Here is a 17,954-nt window from a genome sequence, read left to right as displayed (position 1 = left end):
AGTTCACTCATGACGACCCTAATGAAAAGGTGGATTCATGCGTGCAGAAGTCGAATATAATGAATGGGGGAAACGATGGTGTTGGAATTGGCGCAGGCTTTCCTGTCCTCTTTGACTCAATTTTTAAAAAAGTCTCATACCACGATAAGTGTGTTTTTAGAGATCATATCAAATCTTTACACCAGATAACCCCCCCTTACAACGCCTTCCCGAAAAGTCTCAGTACTAAACCCTTTGCTGAGCAGTTCGCCGAAAAAACAATTCACTGGCTCCAGCTTGTTAACACACCATACGATCAACGGGGCTCAGTCACGACAAGCTTTTGTCACCAAGCGGATAATTGTTGGGCAGAAGAAGAAAAACGTCTGGGTATTTTTTATCGGGAGGATTATCTGGCCCTCGAACTTCGCAAGCTGACAAAAAGTATCTACCTCGGGGCGCACTCACTACCGGAATATTTTGACACGATGAACAGGCGTAGCTTTGTAGCAAGGGATAATGGGCATAAACCAAGTGAGTGTCTGAATGCTTTTTTTCATGGCCCCACCACTGCAGACTGTGCAATGACCCTTTTGGCCTGTCAGTATCGGGCCATAGAAACCATCATTGGCACAGACGAATTCGACCGCATCTTTGGCGCACCGATCTCAAAGTTTAGAATTTCCTGCGACCTTTTCAGTCACATCAGCCATGTTTATGAATCCTTCCAAGAACTCGCAAAAGAAGGCGAATCTTTAAAACTGACCGATTTTAGCAACCCTCTCCATCATCTGTTTAATTATCTTGAGTTTTACAAAGGTTCAGGGAGCACTGAGCAGTCAGAACAGCAGATAAAAAAAGGTGATTTCCTCTATATTCAGGGCGTAGAGGGCTACGATTTGAAGCACGCAAATGGTCGTTCTGTCGGTTTCAATCTGGTATGCACCGGGCAAAACAGCAGCGGACAGAATCTCTATCTGGGGTTTGGTCCGGGTGTATTTGATGAGCCGAAAACCTACGATCAGGTCAAAAAAATACTGATTGATGGCTACAATAAACCACAGACTCCTGAGACAATTTTTGCCATTAAAGAGGGGAGAACGAACTATACAGAGCGGGCCAGCGATATCCTGCCCTATGACCACCCTATTGGTGGTATACTTATTGCGGCTCGCTTTAATACTGAGTTCTGGGAATATTTTTTGTCCCAGTGCGATCAAGTCTGGCACCGTCAACCGCTTTTGTCTGTCACTGCGACTATGGAACCAAAGCCGGTGCATTACGGGTCAGAGCTCCACACTGAAAATCTTGATGCTGATATAGATCAATACAAACCCTATTCAACACAGCAGGAACTCATGCATGAGAAGGCCCTGAAGTTCACGCACGCTGTGATTAATAATCAGGGTGAAGCCCGGTGTAAAAAGTCCATGGGACTATTCCTGACCGGATCACCAGGAATAGGAAAAACACATCTTTGTGCAGCTGTTACCAAAAAAGCAGCCAAGTATGGTGTCAACACCCTGTATCTGGACGCAGATAAGTTAGGTGAGCTTTATCAGCACTTACAGGCTGATATAGTGCGATGGTATGTAAAGATCGACGAAATGCTTGCCGGTAAAGATTTGGTGGTCATCGATGATGCCCGCAGCGATGGCTTTAGCAAACAACTTCTGGCAAAAACAATGAAACATGTGATGAATTATGATAAGGCCATCATGGTCAGTTCAAATCATCATATTCCTGTCAAAGCTGCATTCCCTTGCAATATCGATCCCTTAACCGACTACGCACATAATTTTCTTTATCTGAGCGATTTGCAGGGAGACAGTCACCGTTCCCGATGGTGGCACAGCCCTGAAGTACAGGCTGCTGATGCAATATCGCAACTGGCTCAGTATCACGGCCGCAATGCGGCAGCAGTGATCACTGAACACGCAGTATCAATAGACGAATTGGTCAGAGTACTCAGTATTCCGGCCGAACAGATCCGCCAGGTGGGGAGCCCCTTTTTACCCGGAAGATATGTTGTAAGCCCGGATTACGATCTCAGAGATTTAACCAAAACACAGCATCAGGCTGTTTTTATGGAGTGTGATGTTATTGATGATGATACTCATATCAAGCAGTTCTTAAATGTTATTCAGAGAGTACACAACGAAGGCTTGAAGCTGGTGGTCAAAACCAATGACCGCTTATTATTGTTAAAATCTGTACGGGTTTTTTTAAATCAGCCATATTTATCTCTTAACTATAATGAGGTCTGTGTCAGGGAGCGGCTAGCGCATATGTTCCCGGACTTTGCGGAGTTCGGACTGCAGGATCAGCTCAAACAGCAAAGTTTGCCGGGAGCGTTTGGTGGGAACCCATTCAGCAATGTGAAAAATCCGGATCGTGGCTCCTTCCAATCTAAAAAATAACTTGTGTCAGTTGAGCAAAAACGAATATTATTCGTTTTTATTTCCAAGTATTAGCGTCCTTATGTCCAGACAGCAGAAACGTATTCAGAGAGAAGCCGAGATCGTTGCTGCCACACTCCTTCTGATGAAAGAGAAAAGTTTCCTCGATCTGCGAATGTCCGATGTTGCCCAGGCGGCAGAGTGCTCCATGGGAGCCATCTATTCTCATTTCTCCAGTAAAGAAGATCTGCTTCTGGGGTGCGCTTATTTTCTGGCCCGGCAAAAAATTCAGGTGCTGCATCGTGTTCTGGATACGGATCTGGCTTCAGTCGAAAAGATGGTCATGATCTGTCTCTGCCTCTGGCAAGTGAATCAGGATAATCCGGAGCACTTTTCACTCAGTCAGCTGGCCATGAACCCGAGTATCTGGCAAAGAGCCTCTGCCAATCGCAGCAATGCCATGAATGAGTTGGGTAACTATATTGACAATCAGCTCAGGGCTCTGGTTCGGCTGACGCTTGTTGAGAATGGCTATGAAGGCGTTTCTGATGCGCTGGTTGCTGAGCTGTTGATGGGGCTTTGGGGCTTGTCCTGCGGTCTTTATCAGATTAAGGAGTCAGGCTTTGGCGTTTTCAATGCAGACTTTCGAGAAGACGACGGGGTGGATCTGCACTTGTCAAATATTGAACGTTATCTGGCGGGTTGGAATCTTCATTCTGTCGTTCCCAGATCACGGCTTAATCAGCTGGTGGGCGTTGTGACTAGCTATACAGTCCTTGAAGCAGACTACTGAAAGTCTTACTTTAACACGGTTTGATTTGCCATTTCTGAAATGTGCAGCTGGCACAGAGTGTTTTTCTTTGCTTATTGCTGTTTATGTTGATCCCCTCACGCAGGGGATTTTTTAGGCTGTTTTGCGAATGATATTCGGGGTTGGGATGCCCTGTGTCCGCGAGGGAGAAAGTTTATGAAATCGATGTTCAGCCTGCCCAAAGGTAAGGCTTCAATCAATAACAACAAGTTGGGTTACTCGCCATTCCTTCTGACCTCACTGGTCGCTGCGGTTCTGGTTCTTTCAGGTTGCTCGCAGCCACAGGAAGAACAGAAAGTGGTGACTCGTCCAGTGAAGCTGTTCAAGGTGGAAGATTCCAATGCCGGCAACTTACGACAGTTTCCGGCCAAGGTCTATGCCAGCAAGGAAGCCGAGATTTCTTTCCGTATTCCCGGCGAACTGGTGGAGTTTCCTGTCAAACAGGCTGAAGAGGTTAAGAAAGGGCAGTTGCTGGCTAGGCTGGACGACCGTGATATTCGCAATGAGCTGGCTGCCCGACAGGCAGATTTTGATCTGGCAGAAACGGACAATAAACGGATTAAATCGCTCTATCAGAAAAAAGTGGTCTCTCAGTCCGAGCTGGATAACTCCAACGCCAAACTCAAGTCAGCCAGAGCCGCCCTGGAGTTGGCCAGGGATAAATTGAAGTACTCTGTACTCAAGGCGCCGTTTGATGGTCGGGTTGCCCAGACTCTGGTAGAGAATTATCAGTTTGTTCAGGCGCAGCAGGCCATTCTTATTCTGGAGGGCAGCAATACCCTGGATGTCAGTATTCAGGTTCCGGAGAGTATTGTCGCCAATGTCCGGGAAGAGGAGGTGGATTTCAGCTATCAGCCGACGGTCACTTTTGCCGGAAGACCCGGTACGGAATACAAAGTCAGTTACAAAGAGCACGCCACCAGAGTGAGCCCCGGTACCCAGTCCTATGAAGCCGTTTTCACCATGCCTATTCCTGAAGACTTAACGGTTTATCCCGGCATGGGCGCAACCCTGACAATGGATTTGGCAAAAGTTTCACCGGGAAGCAACGGCGGTCAGCACTTTATTGTGCCTCTGTCGGCGGTTTTGAAAGACAATACCAGCGGCAGGGAGCAGGTCTGGATATACGATGAGCATAATAACACCGTGAATCCGGTTGCAGTGACCACAGGTACCATTCTCCAGTCGGGTATCGAAGTCACTTCAGGGCTCAAAGAAGGTGAGCGCATTGTTTCAGCCGGTGTTAATCGGCTGCGCCCCGGCATGACTGTCAAGCCACTGCAGCGTGAGCGGGGGCTGTAAACATGAATATTGCTGAGTATTCGATTCGAAACAAAGTGATCAGCTGGATGTTTGTGGTCCTGCTGCTGATTGGCGGTACGGTATCCTTCTTTGGTCTGGGCAAGTTGGAGTTCCCGGAATTTCCGATTCCCCAGGCGATGGTCAACACGGCGTATCCCGGAGCTTCACCCCAGCAGGTTGAAGAAGAGGTCACTTTACCTTTGGAACGGGCCATTCTGGAGATGGAATACGTGAAGAATATCGATTCTGTCTCCAGTGCCGGTCTCTCCCAGATCATGATAGAGCTGAAAGATGAGTTCACGGCCAGCGATCAGCCGCAAATATGGGATGAGCTTCGCAGTAAGGTCAATGATACCCAGTCGTCTATGCCTCCGGGTGTCTTTCCTTCGAGTGTCAATGATAACTTCAGTGATGTCTTTGGCATCATGCTGAACATCAGTGGCCGCGACTTTAATTATCGTGAGCTGGAAAGTTATGGCGACTTTCTTCAACGTGAACTCTCTCTGGTCGACGGCGTCAAGAAAGTCAGCCTGGCGGGTACGGTCGATGAACAGGTGGTTATTGAGATTTCTCAGCCCAAAGCCGCCGCCCTGGGTGTCGATCCGGCCTATATCTTCAGTTTGATCCAAAATCAGAATGTTGTGTCCAATGCCGGAAAGATGTTTATTGATGGCTTTTCGGTACGTATTCATCCCACGGGAGAGTTCAGGGACATCAGTGAGTTGAAAGAATTGCTGGTCAGTTCACCCGGCACCACTGAACTGATCTACCTGGGTGATATTGCTGATGTTCACACTACCTTTGATGACACGCCTCAAAACCTTTATCGAAGTAATGGTGAGCAGGCGATTTCTCTGGGCATCTCATTTGCCAAGGGCGTGAACGTAGTGGATGTGGGAGATGCCGTTAATGCCCGTCTGGCCGAACTGGAGTCAAGCCGTCCTGTAGGGATCGATGTTACCACTGTCTATGACCAGCCTGAAGTGGTCAGAGCTTCAGTAAATGGCTTTCTGATCAGTCTGGCTGAAGCTATTGCCATTGTCATAGTTGTCTTGCTGTTTGCCATGGGTCTGCGTTCCGGTCTGTTAATGGGTGGTATTCTGTTGCTGACCATTCTGGGCACTTTCATCGGCATGAACTTGCTGGGAGTCGATTTGCAGCTTATTTCACTCGGGGCATTGATCATTGCCCTGGGGATGCTGGTGGATAATGCTATTGTGGTCACCGAAGGGGTTCTGGTGGGTTTGCACAGAGGGCTTTCCCGAATGGACGCCATCAGGCAGGTGGTGGTTCAGAATCAGTGGCCTTTGCTGGGCGCGACAGTGATTGCCATTATCGCCTTTGCGCCCATTGGTCTGTCACCTGATACCACCGGTGATTTCATGGTTTCCCTGTTTCAGGTGCTGTTTTTGTCCCTGATGATCAGCTGGGTTCTGGCTCTCACTTTGACACCTTTTTTCTGTCATCTGGTATTCAAGGAACCGTCCGAGGCCATGGTGGGCAGTGAATCTGATCCCTATAAAGGCGCTCTGTTCTCTTTTTATCGCTGGTTTCTGAACAAAGCCCTGAAGCACAGAATTATTTCTCTGTTATTGACGGTGGCCGCTCTGGTCACGGCCATTGTCGGTTTTGGTTATGTTAAGCAGTCTTTCTTTCCTCCTTCAAATACACCGATCTTCTTTGTCGATGTCTGGATGCAGGAAGGCAGTGATATTCGTGCCACTGAAGAAGCCATCAAGCAACTTGAGCAGGATGTACTGACTTACGAGGGCGTCGTGAATGTCACTTCGGTGATGGGCAGGGGGGCTCAGCGTTTTATTCTGACATATGCTCCGGAAAAGAGTTACAGCAGCTACGGACAGCTGATTATCGAGGTCGATGAAAGGGATCGGATGAAAGCGCTGATTGGTCCCATGGAAAAGGCTATGAACGCCAAATACCCGGGCATTGAATTCAAGTTCAAGCTGTTGCAGAACGGTCCTTCACCCGCCGCCAACATAGAAGCAAGGTTCTACGGCTCAGACCCCGCTATTCTTCGGGAACTGGGCGCCAAAGCCATGGCCATCATGGAGGAAGAGCCCTCAGCCGTAGACGTGAGACAGTCCTGGAGAGAGCAGGTTACCATTGCCCGTCCTCAGTTTGATGAAGCGGCAGGCCGCCGAAGCGGTATTTCAAAACAGACGCTGGATGAAGCCTTGCTGGTGAACTTTACCGGCAAGCAGGTGGGTGTGTATCGGGATGGCAGTCATCTGTTGCCGATCATAGCCAGAGCTCCGGAGGAAGAACGCCTGAACGCCAATACCCTGACCGATCTTCAGGTATGGAGCCAGGAGCGTAATGCCTTTGTGCCAGTAGCTCAGGTCGTGAGCAGCTTCGAATCGGCTACAGAAAATCCGCTGATTGTGCGTCGTAACCTGAAGCGTGTTCTCACGGTCATGGCAGACGCAAGACCCTTCACAGGTGAAACCCCCGAATCGGTTCGATTGAGGCTCAAGGATAAAATTGAGTCCATCAGCCTGCCAGAAGGTTACACCCTGGAATGGGGCGGTGAATTCGAAATGTCCAGTAATGCCCAGGGCAGCATCTTTAAGTCATTGCCGATGGGTTACCTGATAATGTTTATTATTACGGTTTTGCTGTTCAGTACGGTTCGGCAGCCACTGGCTATCTGGTTTACCGTACCTCTGGGTGTCATCGGGGTGTCGGCAGGTTTGCTGTTACTGAATATGCCTTTCACATTCACAGCGCTGCTTGGTTTACTGAGTCTTTCAGGTATGTTGATCAAGAATGGCATTGTCCTGGTGGAACAAATCAACATTGAAGAAGAGAAAACCGGCAATCTTGCCAGGTCCATTGTTGATGCTTCTGTCAGCAGGGTACGCCCGGTTTGCATGGCTGCATTGACCACCATGCTGGGTATGATACCGCTGGTGTTTGATGCTTTCTTCAGTTCAATGGCGGTGACTATTATCTTTGGTCTCGGCTTTGCAACCGTTTTGACACTGATTGTACTGCCTGTGACTTATTCGCTGCTTTACAAGGTTCGCTATGACGGATAAGGCCGTTGCTCTCTAAAAAATCGAGCCGTGACTTTCAATAGCACGGCTCTTTTTTTATACAAGGATGTTCAGTTTTGAGTCACCACTGGCTCATGAATACTCTGGTCGTTTCGAAGGGCGTAGTAATAAAGGTTGTTAAAAACCTCCGGGTAATCCACACCGGCAAATTCCAGAATTTCAGCCAGCTGGCGTGCAGTGTAACCCTGACCCAGTAAAGTGCTCACGCTCCCCTGGAAATCTTCTTTGGAAGTAATAAATGCCCGGTAGTAAGGACGACTGGATACATCGATTAAACCCTGGGCATAAGAGGGAATCAATTTCAGCATGGCGCTTTTCAGCAGGTCAGGGCCGATCACTGCACTGGATTCAATTCTGGTCAGGGATTCGGCCTGGTGGCAAGAGCGACGTTTGGCGGGATCACTGGAGGGTTGAGGCGTCATTCTCTTGCAGGCCTTAATCTGCTGTTCGAGTTTGGGCATGATTTCAGTGGACTCCAGGGAAGGCGTAATCTGTCCTGACAGGCTTTTCTGGCTCCACTCGGCCAGTTTGTCCTGCATGCCATTTTTGATACTCAGGAGTGTCTCAGGTCCAAAACCTTCACGGCCCAGCCTCATCATCCACTGTGCCAACAGTGTCTCATTAATTTTTTCAACGGTATGACCCGGCTTTGCCAGCATCTCTTTCAGATAAGACAGGTAGAGGCTTCTGATTTGAAAACGATAGCCTTCTGTCACCATCCCACTGGGGCTGTTCAAATAAGCACTGGCCATCATTCCATAGCGCACCGCAGCAGAAACCAGTGGCAGAGGAGATTTATCTGAGAGTTCGGGTTGAGTGGCAGATTCAACGGTCATTTCAGCCTTTACGGGTTCAACCGGTTTTATAGGTTTTTGGTTAGCTTGTATGACAGGAGAGAGAACCAGAGCAAGGGAAAGCAAATACTTTTTATTCATCACATTATTCATCAGGACATCCATTAATCAGTTGCAGGGAGACGTTAGATTTGTATCGGCAAAAGTGGATAGGGATGAGGCTTGCGAAAGAGGTTTTTATTTATTTTTTTGTAAGGAGTGAACGAAGTATCGTTTTGTTGGTCTAACCTATATCTGGTTTTTTTTAGAGTGTTCAGATTAAATTATGTTGTTAAGAAATAGTCATAGAATTGCCGGTCTATCACTACTGGCCGTCACGCTGCTGCAGGCAGGCTGTGCAGGCAGGGATGCACATCCGGTTGCTGTACGACAGTACGGGGATATCAATCGCTCCTGTGCAGCTCTGGAAAACGAAATAGTCTTTATCGAGGAGGAAATCAGAAGGCAGGTTCCCAAGACCGATAAAACCGGTAAAAACGTAACCCTGGGGGTGGCCGGTGCGTTTCTCTTGGTTCCCTGGTTCTTTATGGACCTCAGTCAGGCAGAGCAGATTGAAATTAATGCCTTTCGTCAACGTTACAATTACCTGCTAGGTTTGGCACAGAATAAAAACTGTAGCAGCACTTCAAGAGTGCCCATTCCTGAATTCAGTAATTCCGGTTCAACCCGATAGCAAAAGCCATTCAACAACCGCAAATGCAGATTCAACGAGCGATGGATCTGCAAGTGCCGAGAAAATACCCATCAACCCGATGAAGTGACAGCAGGGAATGATGAAAAATTCTGGAGAAAAAAGACAGGGTCATGATCAGGGAAGCCGGGAACCATTTCCCGGGCCCTTCTGATTGAAGCCAACCAGAGCTGACCAGGTGCCCGGAAAGCATAGCTTTCATCACTGTCATATCGGGTACTGAAATTAAATGACCGATCTGTTTCCCTGTCAGGTTCGTCGCCTTAATCAGACATTGTTTCTCGTAGGAGTTTGATTGCGGGACTTGCCACGGGTCTTTCCAGCATTGCGTTCGGTAGCAAAATTGACTCGAAGGGGTCTGCCATTCAATTCTTTACCATCCATAGTTAAAGCAGATTGAGCGTTATCACTTTCTGCAAAAGTAATAAATGCAAAACCTCTGGAGCGACCGGTTTCCCTGTCGGTAATCACGCGAATTTCATCGATCTCACCAAATTGCTCGAAGGCTTGCTGAAGGTCACTTTCATCACTGCTGAAAGGAAGGTTACCTATAAACAGTTTATTCTGTTGCATGGTAAATAGGTCTCCAATTATCCAAAGCTACTGTAACCCGGAATCGAGACACACAACTTGGCTCGAACAAGGCATTGGGCAGCATCATTATTTAAATTCAGGACGACATCTAAGGGCTTTCAGCAGAAACCCGGCAGAAACATTTTGATCTCTCTTGTTGTTATGAAGGGAGGGGCCAATGGCCTCTTTGCACAGGGTTTCCGGAATCATATCCTGAATGTTCTGGTTTTCGTGAACGGAGCACTCAGTGCAGCCAGACAGTCCATATTCTGACGTCATGAGTATCATTATTATCATGGCCTGTCAGCCAAGCCATGCATCCAGATTATAACCTCATTGCTTTATGTCAAGTATGAAGTTGAAACGGATGATATTTAGTGACATCAGTGAAGGTAAAGCTGCAAGGCTCAATAGCTTGATATCGAAAGATACTCTCTGTCGGGGATTTTGATACAGGAGCGACTCCTGAAATCATATGATCCTGATTTTTTTCTTGGCTTTCTGTTGTGTTATCTTCCACGAAGAGTGACACAAGAATCGAGACCAGCAGCGTCAACGGAAGCCCATTGAGCATTGGGCTGTTAATGAATCGGGACATTTCGGGGCTCATATTGATGAAAAAACTGGCGCTCAATGGATCAGCCAAAAACCGGGGGCGTATCCATGGTGAGCAGATGCGCGATGAAATCAGCGCAGTGCTGGATTACTACCGGTCACGTTTTCTTAGAGACAGGGAACGTTTACAGTCTCATCTTGATCTGCTGATGCAGAAAGTTCTGTCATTCAGACCGCACTATAAAGTGGAGATGGATGCTATTGCCGAAGCCGCAGACATTGAGCCTTTCTGGATTTATTGCATTAACGCCCGCAGTGAGCTTATGTCCTCGCCCATTGAGTGTTCTTCTGTCGCATTCCCAAGGCAGGGGCTGATAGGGCAAAACTGGGACTGGGCTGAAGCACTTGCAGGCAAGTTGGCCCTGGCAGATGTTGAACTCGAAAACGGTCATCGATTTCTGACCATGACCGAGCCGGGAATGCTGGCCAAAATCGGAATGAACTCTGCGGGGCTGGGCGTCTGTCTGAATATTCTGCCCGCCACTCGAAAACTGACCGGCTTACCTGTTCATATTTTACTGAGAGCATTGCTGGAATCTCAAAGCCTTCAGGAGGCCCGTTCCCTGATCGAGGCTCACGGGGCAGGCAAGGCCAGTCACATTATGGTCGCGGATAAAAATGAAACCATAGCGGTTGAGTTGGCACCTGATCAGCCCTGGTTCCAATCCACGGAACAGGCTACTTATCTGCATACCAATCATTACTTTCAGCCGGGCCAGGCCCAGCCAACTTCATCAAAGCCGTGTACTGAGACCCGGCTCAAACGGCTAGAGGATGGGTTACTGTATAACCCTCAACTGAACCTTAAGACCATGATGCAAATGCTTGATAATAATGAAAAACCTTTTCCGGTTCTCAGGCCCTACAGTTATCATGAGCTGACCGGAAATGCGGGAACTCTGGTGACCCTGATAATGAATCTTGGTAAACGACAAATGTTGTTGAGAGAGGGGCACGACCCTGAGCAGGGTTTTGAGAGTTACCGTCTGGCGTAATATTCAATGCTGGGACCCTGTGTGGGTTGCATGGTATCTTGAAATAAACCGTCAGCTGCTCTGCGCGCAGAGCAACTATTGATGAGACTGTCAGGAGATTAAACGGGAGTCGAATGTCCGAACCGATCACCAAGAAGCGTAAGCGAGCCGCAAAAGAAAAGCCGATGCTCAAAGCCATAACGGGTATTCGTGATGCGGACTCTGGCGCAGGGACTGAAGAAGCCAGTGCTCTGGTACTGAGACTGAGAGAAGCGGGTATGTTATTCCTGCTGGTGCTGGCTGCTTTTACTGCATTGGCGCTGTTTTCTTACAGCCCTACAGATCCCGGCTGGAGCTACGTGGGCCATGAAGGAGAAGTGGCAAACAGCACAGGCAGAGCGGGAGCCTGGTTCAGTGATGTCCTGTTTTCCCTGTTTGGTGTATTTGCCTGGTGGATACCGGTTCTGCTGGTCATCAAAACGGTGCTGGTTTTTCAATATCGATACAGTGCCTGGCGCTGGCAACCCGGCTGGTTTGTTATGCGCTCACTGGGATTACTGCTGGCTCTGGCTACAGGGGCAGCATTGGCTGCTATTCATCTGGAAACAGTCGGCAGAGGCTTGCCTGCCCGCAGCGGTGGTATTCTCGGTCGCATGATTATGGAACAGTCACTGCCTGTTTTTAATCTGGTCGGCAGCACATTGATTTTGCTGGCCATTTTTCTGGTGGGATTCACTTTATACACCCATCTGTCATGGTTTCAGGTTCTGGATACAATCGGGCGGTTATTAAAGATAACTTTTGCCAGAACAGGCAGGGGTATTATCCGGTTGGTTGCAATCATCCGGGCTCGCATCGCTAATTGGAAAGAGCAACGTGAAAGGGATCGTGAAGCCTTTCAAGCCGCTCAGCCTGAGCCGGAGCCTGCCGACTTTGCTCCAGGGCAGCGTCAGGAGCCTGTAGTGGTTCTCCCGGCTCCTGAGCCCGAATCAAAACCCACCAGACTCGGCAAAATTGCCGTGCCCGGGAAAAGCCCTTTAGCCGATATAGAAGATGCCATTGAAATACCGCCGGAAGGTGAACTACCCGGCGTGGGCTTACTCGACAAAATCAAAGATCATGGCAACGGTATTAACCAGGAAGAGCTGGACATTGTCTCCCGCCTGCTGGAAGCCAAGCTGGCAGACTTTGGTGTTAAAGCTGAAGTGGTCGCTGTGCATCCGGGTCCGGTGATTACCCGTTATGAGATTCAGCCTGCGCCCGGAGTCAAGGCCAGCAAGATTTCCAATCTGGCCAGGGATCTTGCCCGTTCTCTGGCTGTGGTCAGTGTCCGGGTGGTTGAAGTGATTCCTGGCAAGTCAGTGATGGGCATCGAAATTCCCAACGACGACCGGGAAACGGTGTTCTTTGCAGAATTGATTGCTTCCAGAGCTTACGAACAAGCCGCATCCCCTCTCAGTCTGGCGCTTGGACATGATATTGCCGGTCAGCCGGTGGTGGTAGATCTGGCAAGAATGCCGCACCTGCTGGTGGCAGGGACTACCGGTTCCGGTAAGTCGGTTGGCGTTAATGCCATGCTGCTCTCCATGCTCTTCAAATCCGGGCCGGAAGACGTTCGTCTGATTATGATTGACCCGAAAATGCTGGAACTGTCGATTTATGACGGTATTCCGCATTTGCTATCTCCCGTAGTGACCGACATGAAAGAAGCCGCCAACGCCCTGCGCTGGTGTGTGGCGGAAATGGAACGTCGCTACAAGCTGATGGCGGCTCTGGGGGTCAGGAATATTGCTGGCTACAACAAAAAGGTCAAAGATGCGGCGGCTACGGGCGAGCCTTTGCGTGATCCATTCCATGAAGCCATGACCCTTGGTGATCTGGCCCCTGAGCTTGAATCACTGCCGTTCATTGTCGTGGTGGTGGATGAGTTTGCTGACATGATGATGATTGTCGGTAAGAAAGTCGAAGAACTGATTGCCCGGATTGCCCAGAAAGCCCGTGCGGCGGGCATCCATTTGATACTGGCAACCCAGCGTCCTTCGGTGGATGTCATTACCGGCCTGATCAAAGCTAATGTTCCGACCCGAATCAGTTTCCAGGTGTCCAGTAAAATTGACTCCCGCACCATCATTGATCAGGGTGGGGCAGAACAATTGCTGGGTCATGGCGACATGCTCTACCTGCCGCCGGGAACCAGTGTTCCTATTCGTGTTCACGGTGCTTTTGTCAGCGATGATGAAGTGCACCGGGTGGTTGCTGACTGGAAGAAGCGGGGCAAGCCTGATTATGTGGAAGCCGTTCTCAGTGGCGCCGATACGGCCTCTGACGGCAGTGCTTTCAGTGGTGGACTGGATGAAGATTCAGAGCAAGACGCCCTGTATGATGAAGCGGTCGCCTTTGTGACTGAAAGCCGAAGAGCGTCAATTTCGTCAGTGCAGCGTAAATTAAAGATCGGTTATAACCGCGCTGCGCGTATCATAGAAACTATGGAAGTAGCCGGTGTGGTGAGTCCGGCAGGTCATAATGGTAATCGTGAGGTGATCGCACCACCTCCCGTGAAGGGTTGAAGTTGAGTGTTTAATAAAATTTCCCAAGTGGTTGTAATTACTGCTATTTTCAATGTCTCAGCGCAGGTCATGGCTACCCCGCTGGAAAATGTTTCAGCCACTACCCTGAAGGCTCAACCAGTCAAGAAGCTGGATGTCAGCAAGGAGCTGAACGATGAGAAAGCCTCTCAGGCTCTCGCCAAAAAACTGCAGTCCATAAAAAGTCTGAGTGCTCATTTTCAACAGCAAGCGGTCTCTTCTGATGGTCGTACCAAGACAGAATCCGGGGAGATGCAAATGAAACGTCCTGATCTTTTTCGCTGGCTAACCAGGGAACCTTTTGAACAGGAGATCGTTGCCCAGGGCAATAAAGTCTGGATGGTAGACCCTGAACTCCAGCAGGTGATCATCCAGAAGCAGGATGCGCGCATGGCCAATACGCCAGCCAGACTGCTGACAGGGAATGCCCGTGAGTTGCTGAAACAGTACAAGGTTTCTGTCTATAGCAAGGATCGCAATGAGAGATTCACTCTGACACCCAAAGAGGCGTCAGACCTGTTTGAGAAGCTGGATATTGATTTTCGCCAGGGGAAGCTAAGCGCTATTGAGTTGTCTGATTCTCTGGGTGGCAAGCGCAGAATCCTGTTCACCGGGGTAAAGGAAAACACGCACCTGAATGACAGCCTGTTCAAGGTAAAACCTCCCAAAGGTTTTGATGTCATTGATGAGACCCGGGGTTAGCTGTGTATTCTGCCGGTTTGTTTGACGACGAGTCATCCCGATATGAGCCCCTTGCCGCGCGCATGAGGCCCCGCAATCTGGATGAGTACCTGGGGCAGGAGCATATACTGGCCAGGGGCAAACCTCTGCGTGAAGCTTTGCAGCAGGGTGCCATTCACTCCATGATTTTCTGGGGGCCACCGGGGGTCGGGAAAACAACCCTGGCCCGGTTGGTTGCCGGTGTCTGCGATGCCCACTTTGAAACACTGTCTGCGGTACTCTCTGGTGTCAAAGACATTCGGGCTGCGGTCGCCAGAGCCCGGGATGAGCAGATGACCCGTCAGCGCAAAACCATTTTGTTTGTGGATGAGGTGCATCGTTTTAACAAGTCCCAGCAGGACGCTTTTCTGCCCCATATTGAAGATGGCACCATCACCTTTATCGGTGCTACTACCGAGAATCCTTCCTTTGAGTTAAACAACGCCTTGCTCTCCAGGGCCCGGGTTTATGTATTAAAACCGCTGACGGAAGATGCCCTCAGAGAAGTGCTCCATCAGGCTCTGTCTGACGAACGGGGTTTTAAGGGCAGTCCTGTTTCGCTGGAGCCTGAAGCCGAAGATATTCTGGTGCGTTATGGCGATGGCGATGCCAGACGGGTTCTGAATACTCTGGAAGTAGCGGCAGATCTCAGTGAGGATGGCCAGATTAAAGTGGCAACGGTGACCGAGATTCTCGCCGACAGTGGCCGACGTTTCGACAAGGGCGGTGATGCATTTTACGATCAGATATCAGCCTTTCATAAATCCGTAAGAGGTTCTGATCCCGATGCCGCACTTTACTGGGCTGCCAGAATGGTGGATGGTGGCGCTGATCCACTCTATATCATTCGCAGACTGGTAGCGATTGCCAGTGAAGACATTGGCAATGCTGACCCAAGAGCGCTGGAGATGACCATGAATGCCTGGCAGGCTTATGAGCGGCTGGGCAGTCCGGAAGGGCTGCTGGCTCTGGCCCATGCCACGGTTTATTGTGCCTGTGCGCCCAAGAGTAACGCCGTCTACCTGGCCTGGAAGGCGGCGATGGCCGATGTCAAAGGAAACCCTTCCTTTGACGTTCCGAACCATCTCAGAAATGCTCCCACCCAGCTAATGGGATCCCTGGGCTACGGTTCTGAATACCGCTATGCTCATGACGAGCCCAATGCCTATGCAGCCGGTGAATGCTATTTTCCGGAGAATATGGAGGCCCGAAAGTACTACCAGCCCAATGATCGTGGGCTGGAAATCAAGATTCGCGAGAAGCTTGAGAAACTGGCGCAATGGGATCAGCAGAGTCCTGTTCGCCGACGTCAGGAAGACTGATCCATACTGGTTCTCGTGACAACTGAAAGATAGCCATGGGCCCCGATGAACCTCAATCATGATGAAGTTAATCTGCAAGCGCAAAGTTTCCCCGGGTATTTAAAATGAAGTTCTGGATATTCCTGTCCAGCCTGCTGATGTCAGGCATAACCCTTGCCGGTGAATATCGCACCTGCTCAATCAGTCATGGTCAGATCAGCCAATGTGGTGGCAAGTATACCGGTGCAGCGGTGATTGAAAATAATGGTGCCTACCGTCAGTGCGAAATCATTCAGGGAAGGGTTTCTGGTTGTGAACAAAAATACAGCGGGTCGGCTATTGTTCCGGATAAGGGTATTCACCGCCAATGTAAAATCACCACAGGGTCTGTTTCTTTCTGCAGTGACAGGTTCAGTGGGACGCTACCGGTTTACAGATAATACTCAAATCGCCTGAAAAACCATGATCGCTGCCGGATAGTCCGGCAGCTCTTTCACTATCTGGTGATCCAGCAGCTGCCAGCGAGCCTGCTCACCTATTTCACAAAGCTGCGCAATACTTTCCGGGAAGTCGAACTGGCTGACGTGATCCAGAACAAGGTTCTGCCAGTCGCCCTGAAGTTCCGAAATACTTTTGAAGTACTGGCCAACTTTTTCGATGTATTGATCCCGACTCTGTTGATCAAGCCTGATGGCATCAATCATCACAAACAGGCTGTTGGGGTCTGCCTTGTTCCTGAGTTCCGAGAAAAGCGCCTGTTTTTCCGACAGGGAGCCATGATGAATGGCGAAACTGCTGAAGATCAGGTTGTAGGAGCCTCTGCCTGGCAGGGGTTCGAAAATATTACTGAGAAAGAACTGTGAATCAACACCGGGTTTTTGCATGTTTTCTTTGGCCATGGCTAAAACAGATTCAGCAAGATCGACTGCCGTGTAAGAGGTTAGCGATAGCTCTCTGGTCATCTCTGCTGCCAGTGACGCATCGCCACAGCCAAGATCAAGCAGATTTACTTTTTGATCGCCGTAGTGCTGCATGAGTTTACGGGTAGCAAGACGCATCAGCTGCTGGTGCCCCATGACATTGTTATCGACCAGCCAGCGGTAGCACTGCCATTGTTCATTAAAAATATCGACTTCTGAACGATGTTTCATCGGCTTACCGGGGTGTACTCTGATGATGGAATGAAAGACGGGAGACCCACTGTTATTGAAGCAGGTCAGAGATATCTGTCCAGTCGGCTGACCTGTTTGTCCCACTGCCAATGCCTGGGAGCTCGCGGAATCTGGAAAACATGGAATAAGGCGCACTTCCGCTGCAAATCAGAGCATCAGGCGCTGGTCGAGATCAACCTTGAAGCTCATGGTCGTCGATGACATCGATCATATAGAGCACATAAGAACCGCGTTGGCGATTCAAGCTGCAACAGTGAGCTTAACACCCAGTGATTTCAGCAGGCGGTGAACCGTATCCCAACGGGGCTGCACCCTGCCATTGAAGGTTTTGTAAAGGCTCTCCCGGCTCAGCCCGGTTTGTCTGGCCAATTGAGCGACCCCTTTTTTCTTAACCACATCACCCAGAGCCAGCACGAAAACAGCTGGGTCGTCGTCCAGATAAGCTTCAGCCAGAAAGTGTGCAATCTCGTCATCGGTTTCCAGCATTTCCACAGGGTTAAAAGGTTCAAGTTTCAGTGCCATCGTCATCCCTCATTTGTTCTATCAATGTGTGGGCTTTGAGAATATCCCGCTTTTGGCTACTTTTGTCGCCACCGCATAAGAGTACGATTAGCTGACGGTTCCGGATTGTGAAATAGAGGCGGTATCCTTTACCAACAAAAATTCTCATCTCACTGACCTGGTTTCCAACGGACTGGACATCTCCGAGATGGCCGACCCTGACCCGCTCAAGCCTTATGGCGATAGCCTCCGCCGCTTGGCGGTCTTTAAGGCCTTTGCGCCACTTCTGGAATACCTCTGTGGCCACTAAATCGTATTTCATAATTTTTAGACTGTAACCTATAGGATACATTTTTGCAAATTGCTCCGCCCTGAAGTGTCTGATTTTTTGGAACCTTTG

The 17,954-nt window shown here is 49.4% G+C and carries 17 protein-coding genes; 11 read left to right on the top strand and 6 right to left on the bottom strand.

All coding sequences use genetic code 11. The annotated features are described in order from the left end of the window. Positions 1-59: 59 nt before the first annotated feature. The 4 genes from ACOJUN_RS22360 to ACOJUN_RS22345 all read left to right on the top strand — a co-directional run bounded on the left by ACOJUN_RS22360 (position 60) and on the right by ACOJUN_RS22345 (position 7,550). Positions 60-2,399, top strand: a complete 2,340-nt coding sequence (locus ACOJUN_RS22360; RefSeq protein WP_422134065.1) for an ATP-binding protein — start codon at positions 60-62, stop codon at positions 2,397-2,399. A gap of 61 nt (positions 2,400-2,460) precedes the next feature. Then, the gene (locus tag ACOJUN_RS22355; protein WP_422134064.1) at positions 2,461-3,171 is read left to right on the top strand and encodes a TetR/AcrR family transcriptional regulator; all 711 of its coding nucleotides are present in this window, start codon (positions 2,461-2,463) and stop codon (positions 3,169-3,171) included. 174 nt (positions 3,172-3,345) lie between these two features. Next, positions 3,346-4,491: an efflux RND transporter periplasmic adaptor subunit gene (locus tag ACOJUN_RS22350; protein WP_422134063.1), complete on the top strand. Its 1,146-nt coding sequence runs from the start codon at positions 3,346-3,348 to the stop codon at positions 4,489-4,491. A 2-nt stretch (positions 4,492-4,493) separates the two neighbouring features. Then, positions 4,494-7,550, top strand: a complete 3,057-nt coding sequence (locus tag ACOJUN_RS22345) for an efflux RND transporter permease subunit (protein WP_422134062.1) — start codon at positions 4,494-4,496, stop codon at positions 7,548-7,550. A 68-nt stretch (positions 7,551-7,618) separates the two neighbouring features. Here the strand turns inward: ACOJUN_RS22345 and ACOJUN_RS22340 are convergent, their stop codons facing one another. Further along, positions 7,619-8,515: a hypothetical protein gene (locus ACOJUN_RS22340; protein ID WP_422134061.1), complete on the bottom strand. Its 897-nt coding sequence runs from the start codon at positions 8,513-8,515 to the stop codon at positions 7,619-7,621. 172 nt (positions 8,516-8,687) lie between these two features. Here ACOJUN_RS22340 and ACOJUN_RS22335 point away from each other — a divergent pair, with 172 nt between their 5' ends. Next, complete coding sequence (locus ACOJUN_RS22335; protein WP_422134060.1) at positions 8,688-9,095, top strand: hypothetical protein; 408 nt, start codon at positions 8,688-8,690, stop codon at positions 9,093-9,095. A 285-nt stretch (positions 9,096-9,380) separates the two neighbouring features. Here the strand turns inward: ACOJUN_RS22335 and ACOJUN_RS22330 are convergent, their stop codons facing one another. Both ACOJUN_RS22330 and ACOJUN_RS22325 read right to left on the bottom strand, forming a co-directional pair. After that, positions 9,381-9,686: an RNA recognition motif domain-containing protein gene (locus ACOJUN_RS22330; RefSeq protein ID WP_422134059.1), complete on the bottom strand. Its 306-nt coding sequence runs from the start codon at positions 9,684-9,686 to the stop codon at positions 9,381-9,383. A gap of 87 nt (positions 9,687-9,773) precedes the next feature. Next, positions 9,774-9,983 (bottom strand): hypothetical protein, encoded by a 210-nt coding sequence (locus ACOJUN_RS22325; protein ID WP_422134058.1) that lies wholly within the window; start codon positions 9,981-9,983, stop codon positions 9,774-9,776. Positions 9,984-10,300: 317 nt separating this feature from the next. Here ACOJUN_RS22325 and ACOJUN_RS22320 point away from each other — a divergent pair, with 317 nt between their 5' ends. The 5 genes from ACOJUN_RS22320 to ACOJUN_RS22300 all read left to right on the top strand — a co-directional run bounded on the left by ACOJUN_RS22320 (position 10,301) and on the right by ACOJUN_RS22300 (position 16,321). After that, positions 10,301-11,296: a C45 family autoproteolytic acyltransferase/hydolase gene (locus tag ACOJUN_RS22320; RefSeq protein WP_422134057.1), complete on the top strand. Its 996-nt coding sequence runs from the start codon at positions 10,301-10,303 to the stop codon at positions 11,294-11,296. 113 nt (positions 11,297-11,409) lie between these two features. Further along, complete coding sequence (locus ACOJUN_RS22315; RefSeq protein WP_422134056.1) at positions 11,410-13,842, top strand: DNA translocase FtsK; 2,433 nt, start codon at positions 11,410-11,412, stop codon at positions 13,840-13,842. Positions 13,843-13,848: 6 nt separating this feature from the next. Further along, entirely contained in the window at positions 13,849-14,562 is a 714-nt protein-coding gene (gene lolA / locus ACOJUN_RS22310; RefSeq protein ID WP_422134055.1) for an outer membrane lipoprotein chaperone LolA, read from the top strand. Between the two features lie 62 nt (positions 14,563-14,624). Continuing rightward, positions 14,625-15,902 (top strand): replication-associated recombination protein A, encoded by a 1,278-nt coding sequence (locus ACOJUN_RS22305; RefSeq protein ID WP_422137118.1) that lies wholly within the window; start codon positions 14,625-14,627, stop codon positions 15,900-15,902. Positions 15,903-16,006: 104 nt separating this feature from the next. Next, on the top strand, positions 16,007-16,321 hold the full coding sequence (locus tag ACOJUN_RS22300; protein WP_422134054.1) for a hypothetical protein: 315 nt from the start codon (positions 16,007-16,009) through the stop codon (positions 16,319-16,321). A gap of 3 nt (positions 16,322-16,324) precedes the next feature. On the opposite strand, the gene ACOJUN_RS22295 is transcribed toward ACOJUN_RS22300, so the two are convergent. Beyond that, the gene (locus tag ACOJUN_RS22295) at positions 16,325-17,032 is read right to left on the bottom strand and encodes a class I SAM-dependent methyltransferase (protein WP_422134053.1); all 708 of its coding nucleotides are present in this window, start codon (positions 17,030-17,032) and stop codon (positions 16,325-16,327) included. A gap of 30 nt (positions 17,033-17,062) precedes the next feature. Here ACOJUN_RS22295 and ACOJUN_RS22290 point away from each other — a divergent pair, with 30 nt between their 5' ends. Next, positions 17,063-17,254, top strand: a complete 192-nt coding sequence (locus tag ACOJUN_RS22290; protein WP_422134052.1) for a hypothetical protein — start codon at positions 17,063-17,065, stop codon at positions 17,252-17,254. 39 nt (positions 17,255-17,293) lie between these two features. Here the strand turns inward: ACOJUN_RS22290 and ACOJUN_RS22285 are convergent, their stop codons facing one another. Then, entirely contained in the window at positions 17,294-17,575 is a 282-nt protein-coding gene (locus ACOJUN_RS22285; RefSeq protein ID WP_317146204.1) for an addiction module antidote protein, read from the bottom strand. Continuing rightward, positions 17,559-17,906 (bottom strand): type II toxin-antitoxin system RelE/ParE family toxin, encoded by a 348-nt coding sequence (locus tag ACOJUN_RS22280; protein WP_422134051.1) that lies wholly within the window; start codon positions 17,904-17,906, stop codon positions 17,559-17,561. Before ACOJUN_RS22280 ends, ACOJUN_RS22285 begins: the two co-directional genes overlap by 17 nt. Between the last annotated feature and the right edge of the window lie 48 nt (positions 17,907-17,954).

Origin of the sequence: Endozoicomonas sp. ALD040 (genome assembly GCF_049275945.1) — a bacterium.
Taxonomy (GTDB): Bacteria; Pseudomonadota; Gammaproteobacteria; order Pseudomonadales; family Endozoicomonadaceae; genus Endozoicomonas_A.
Note: the sequence above shows the minus strand (reverse complement) of the source record. Positions and strands in the feature narration are given on the sequence as shown.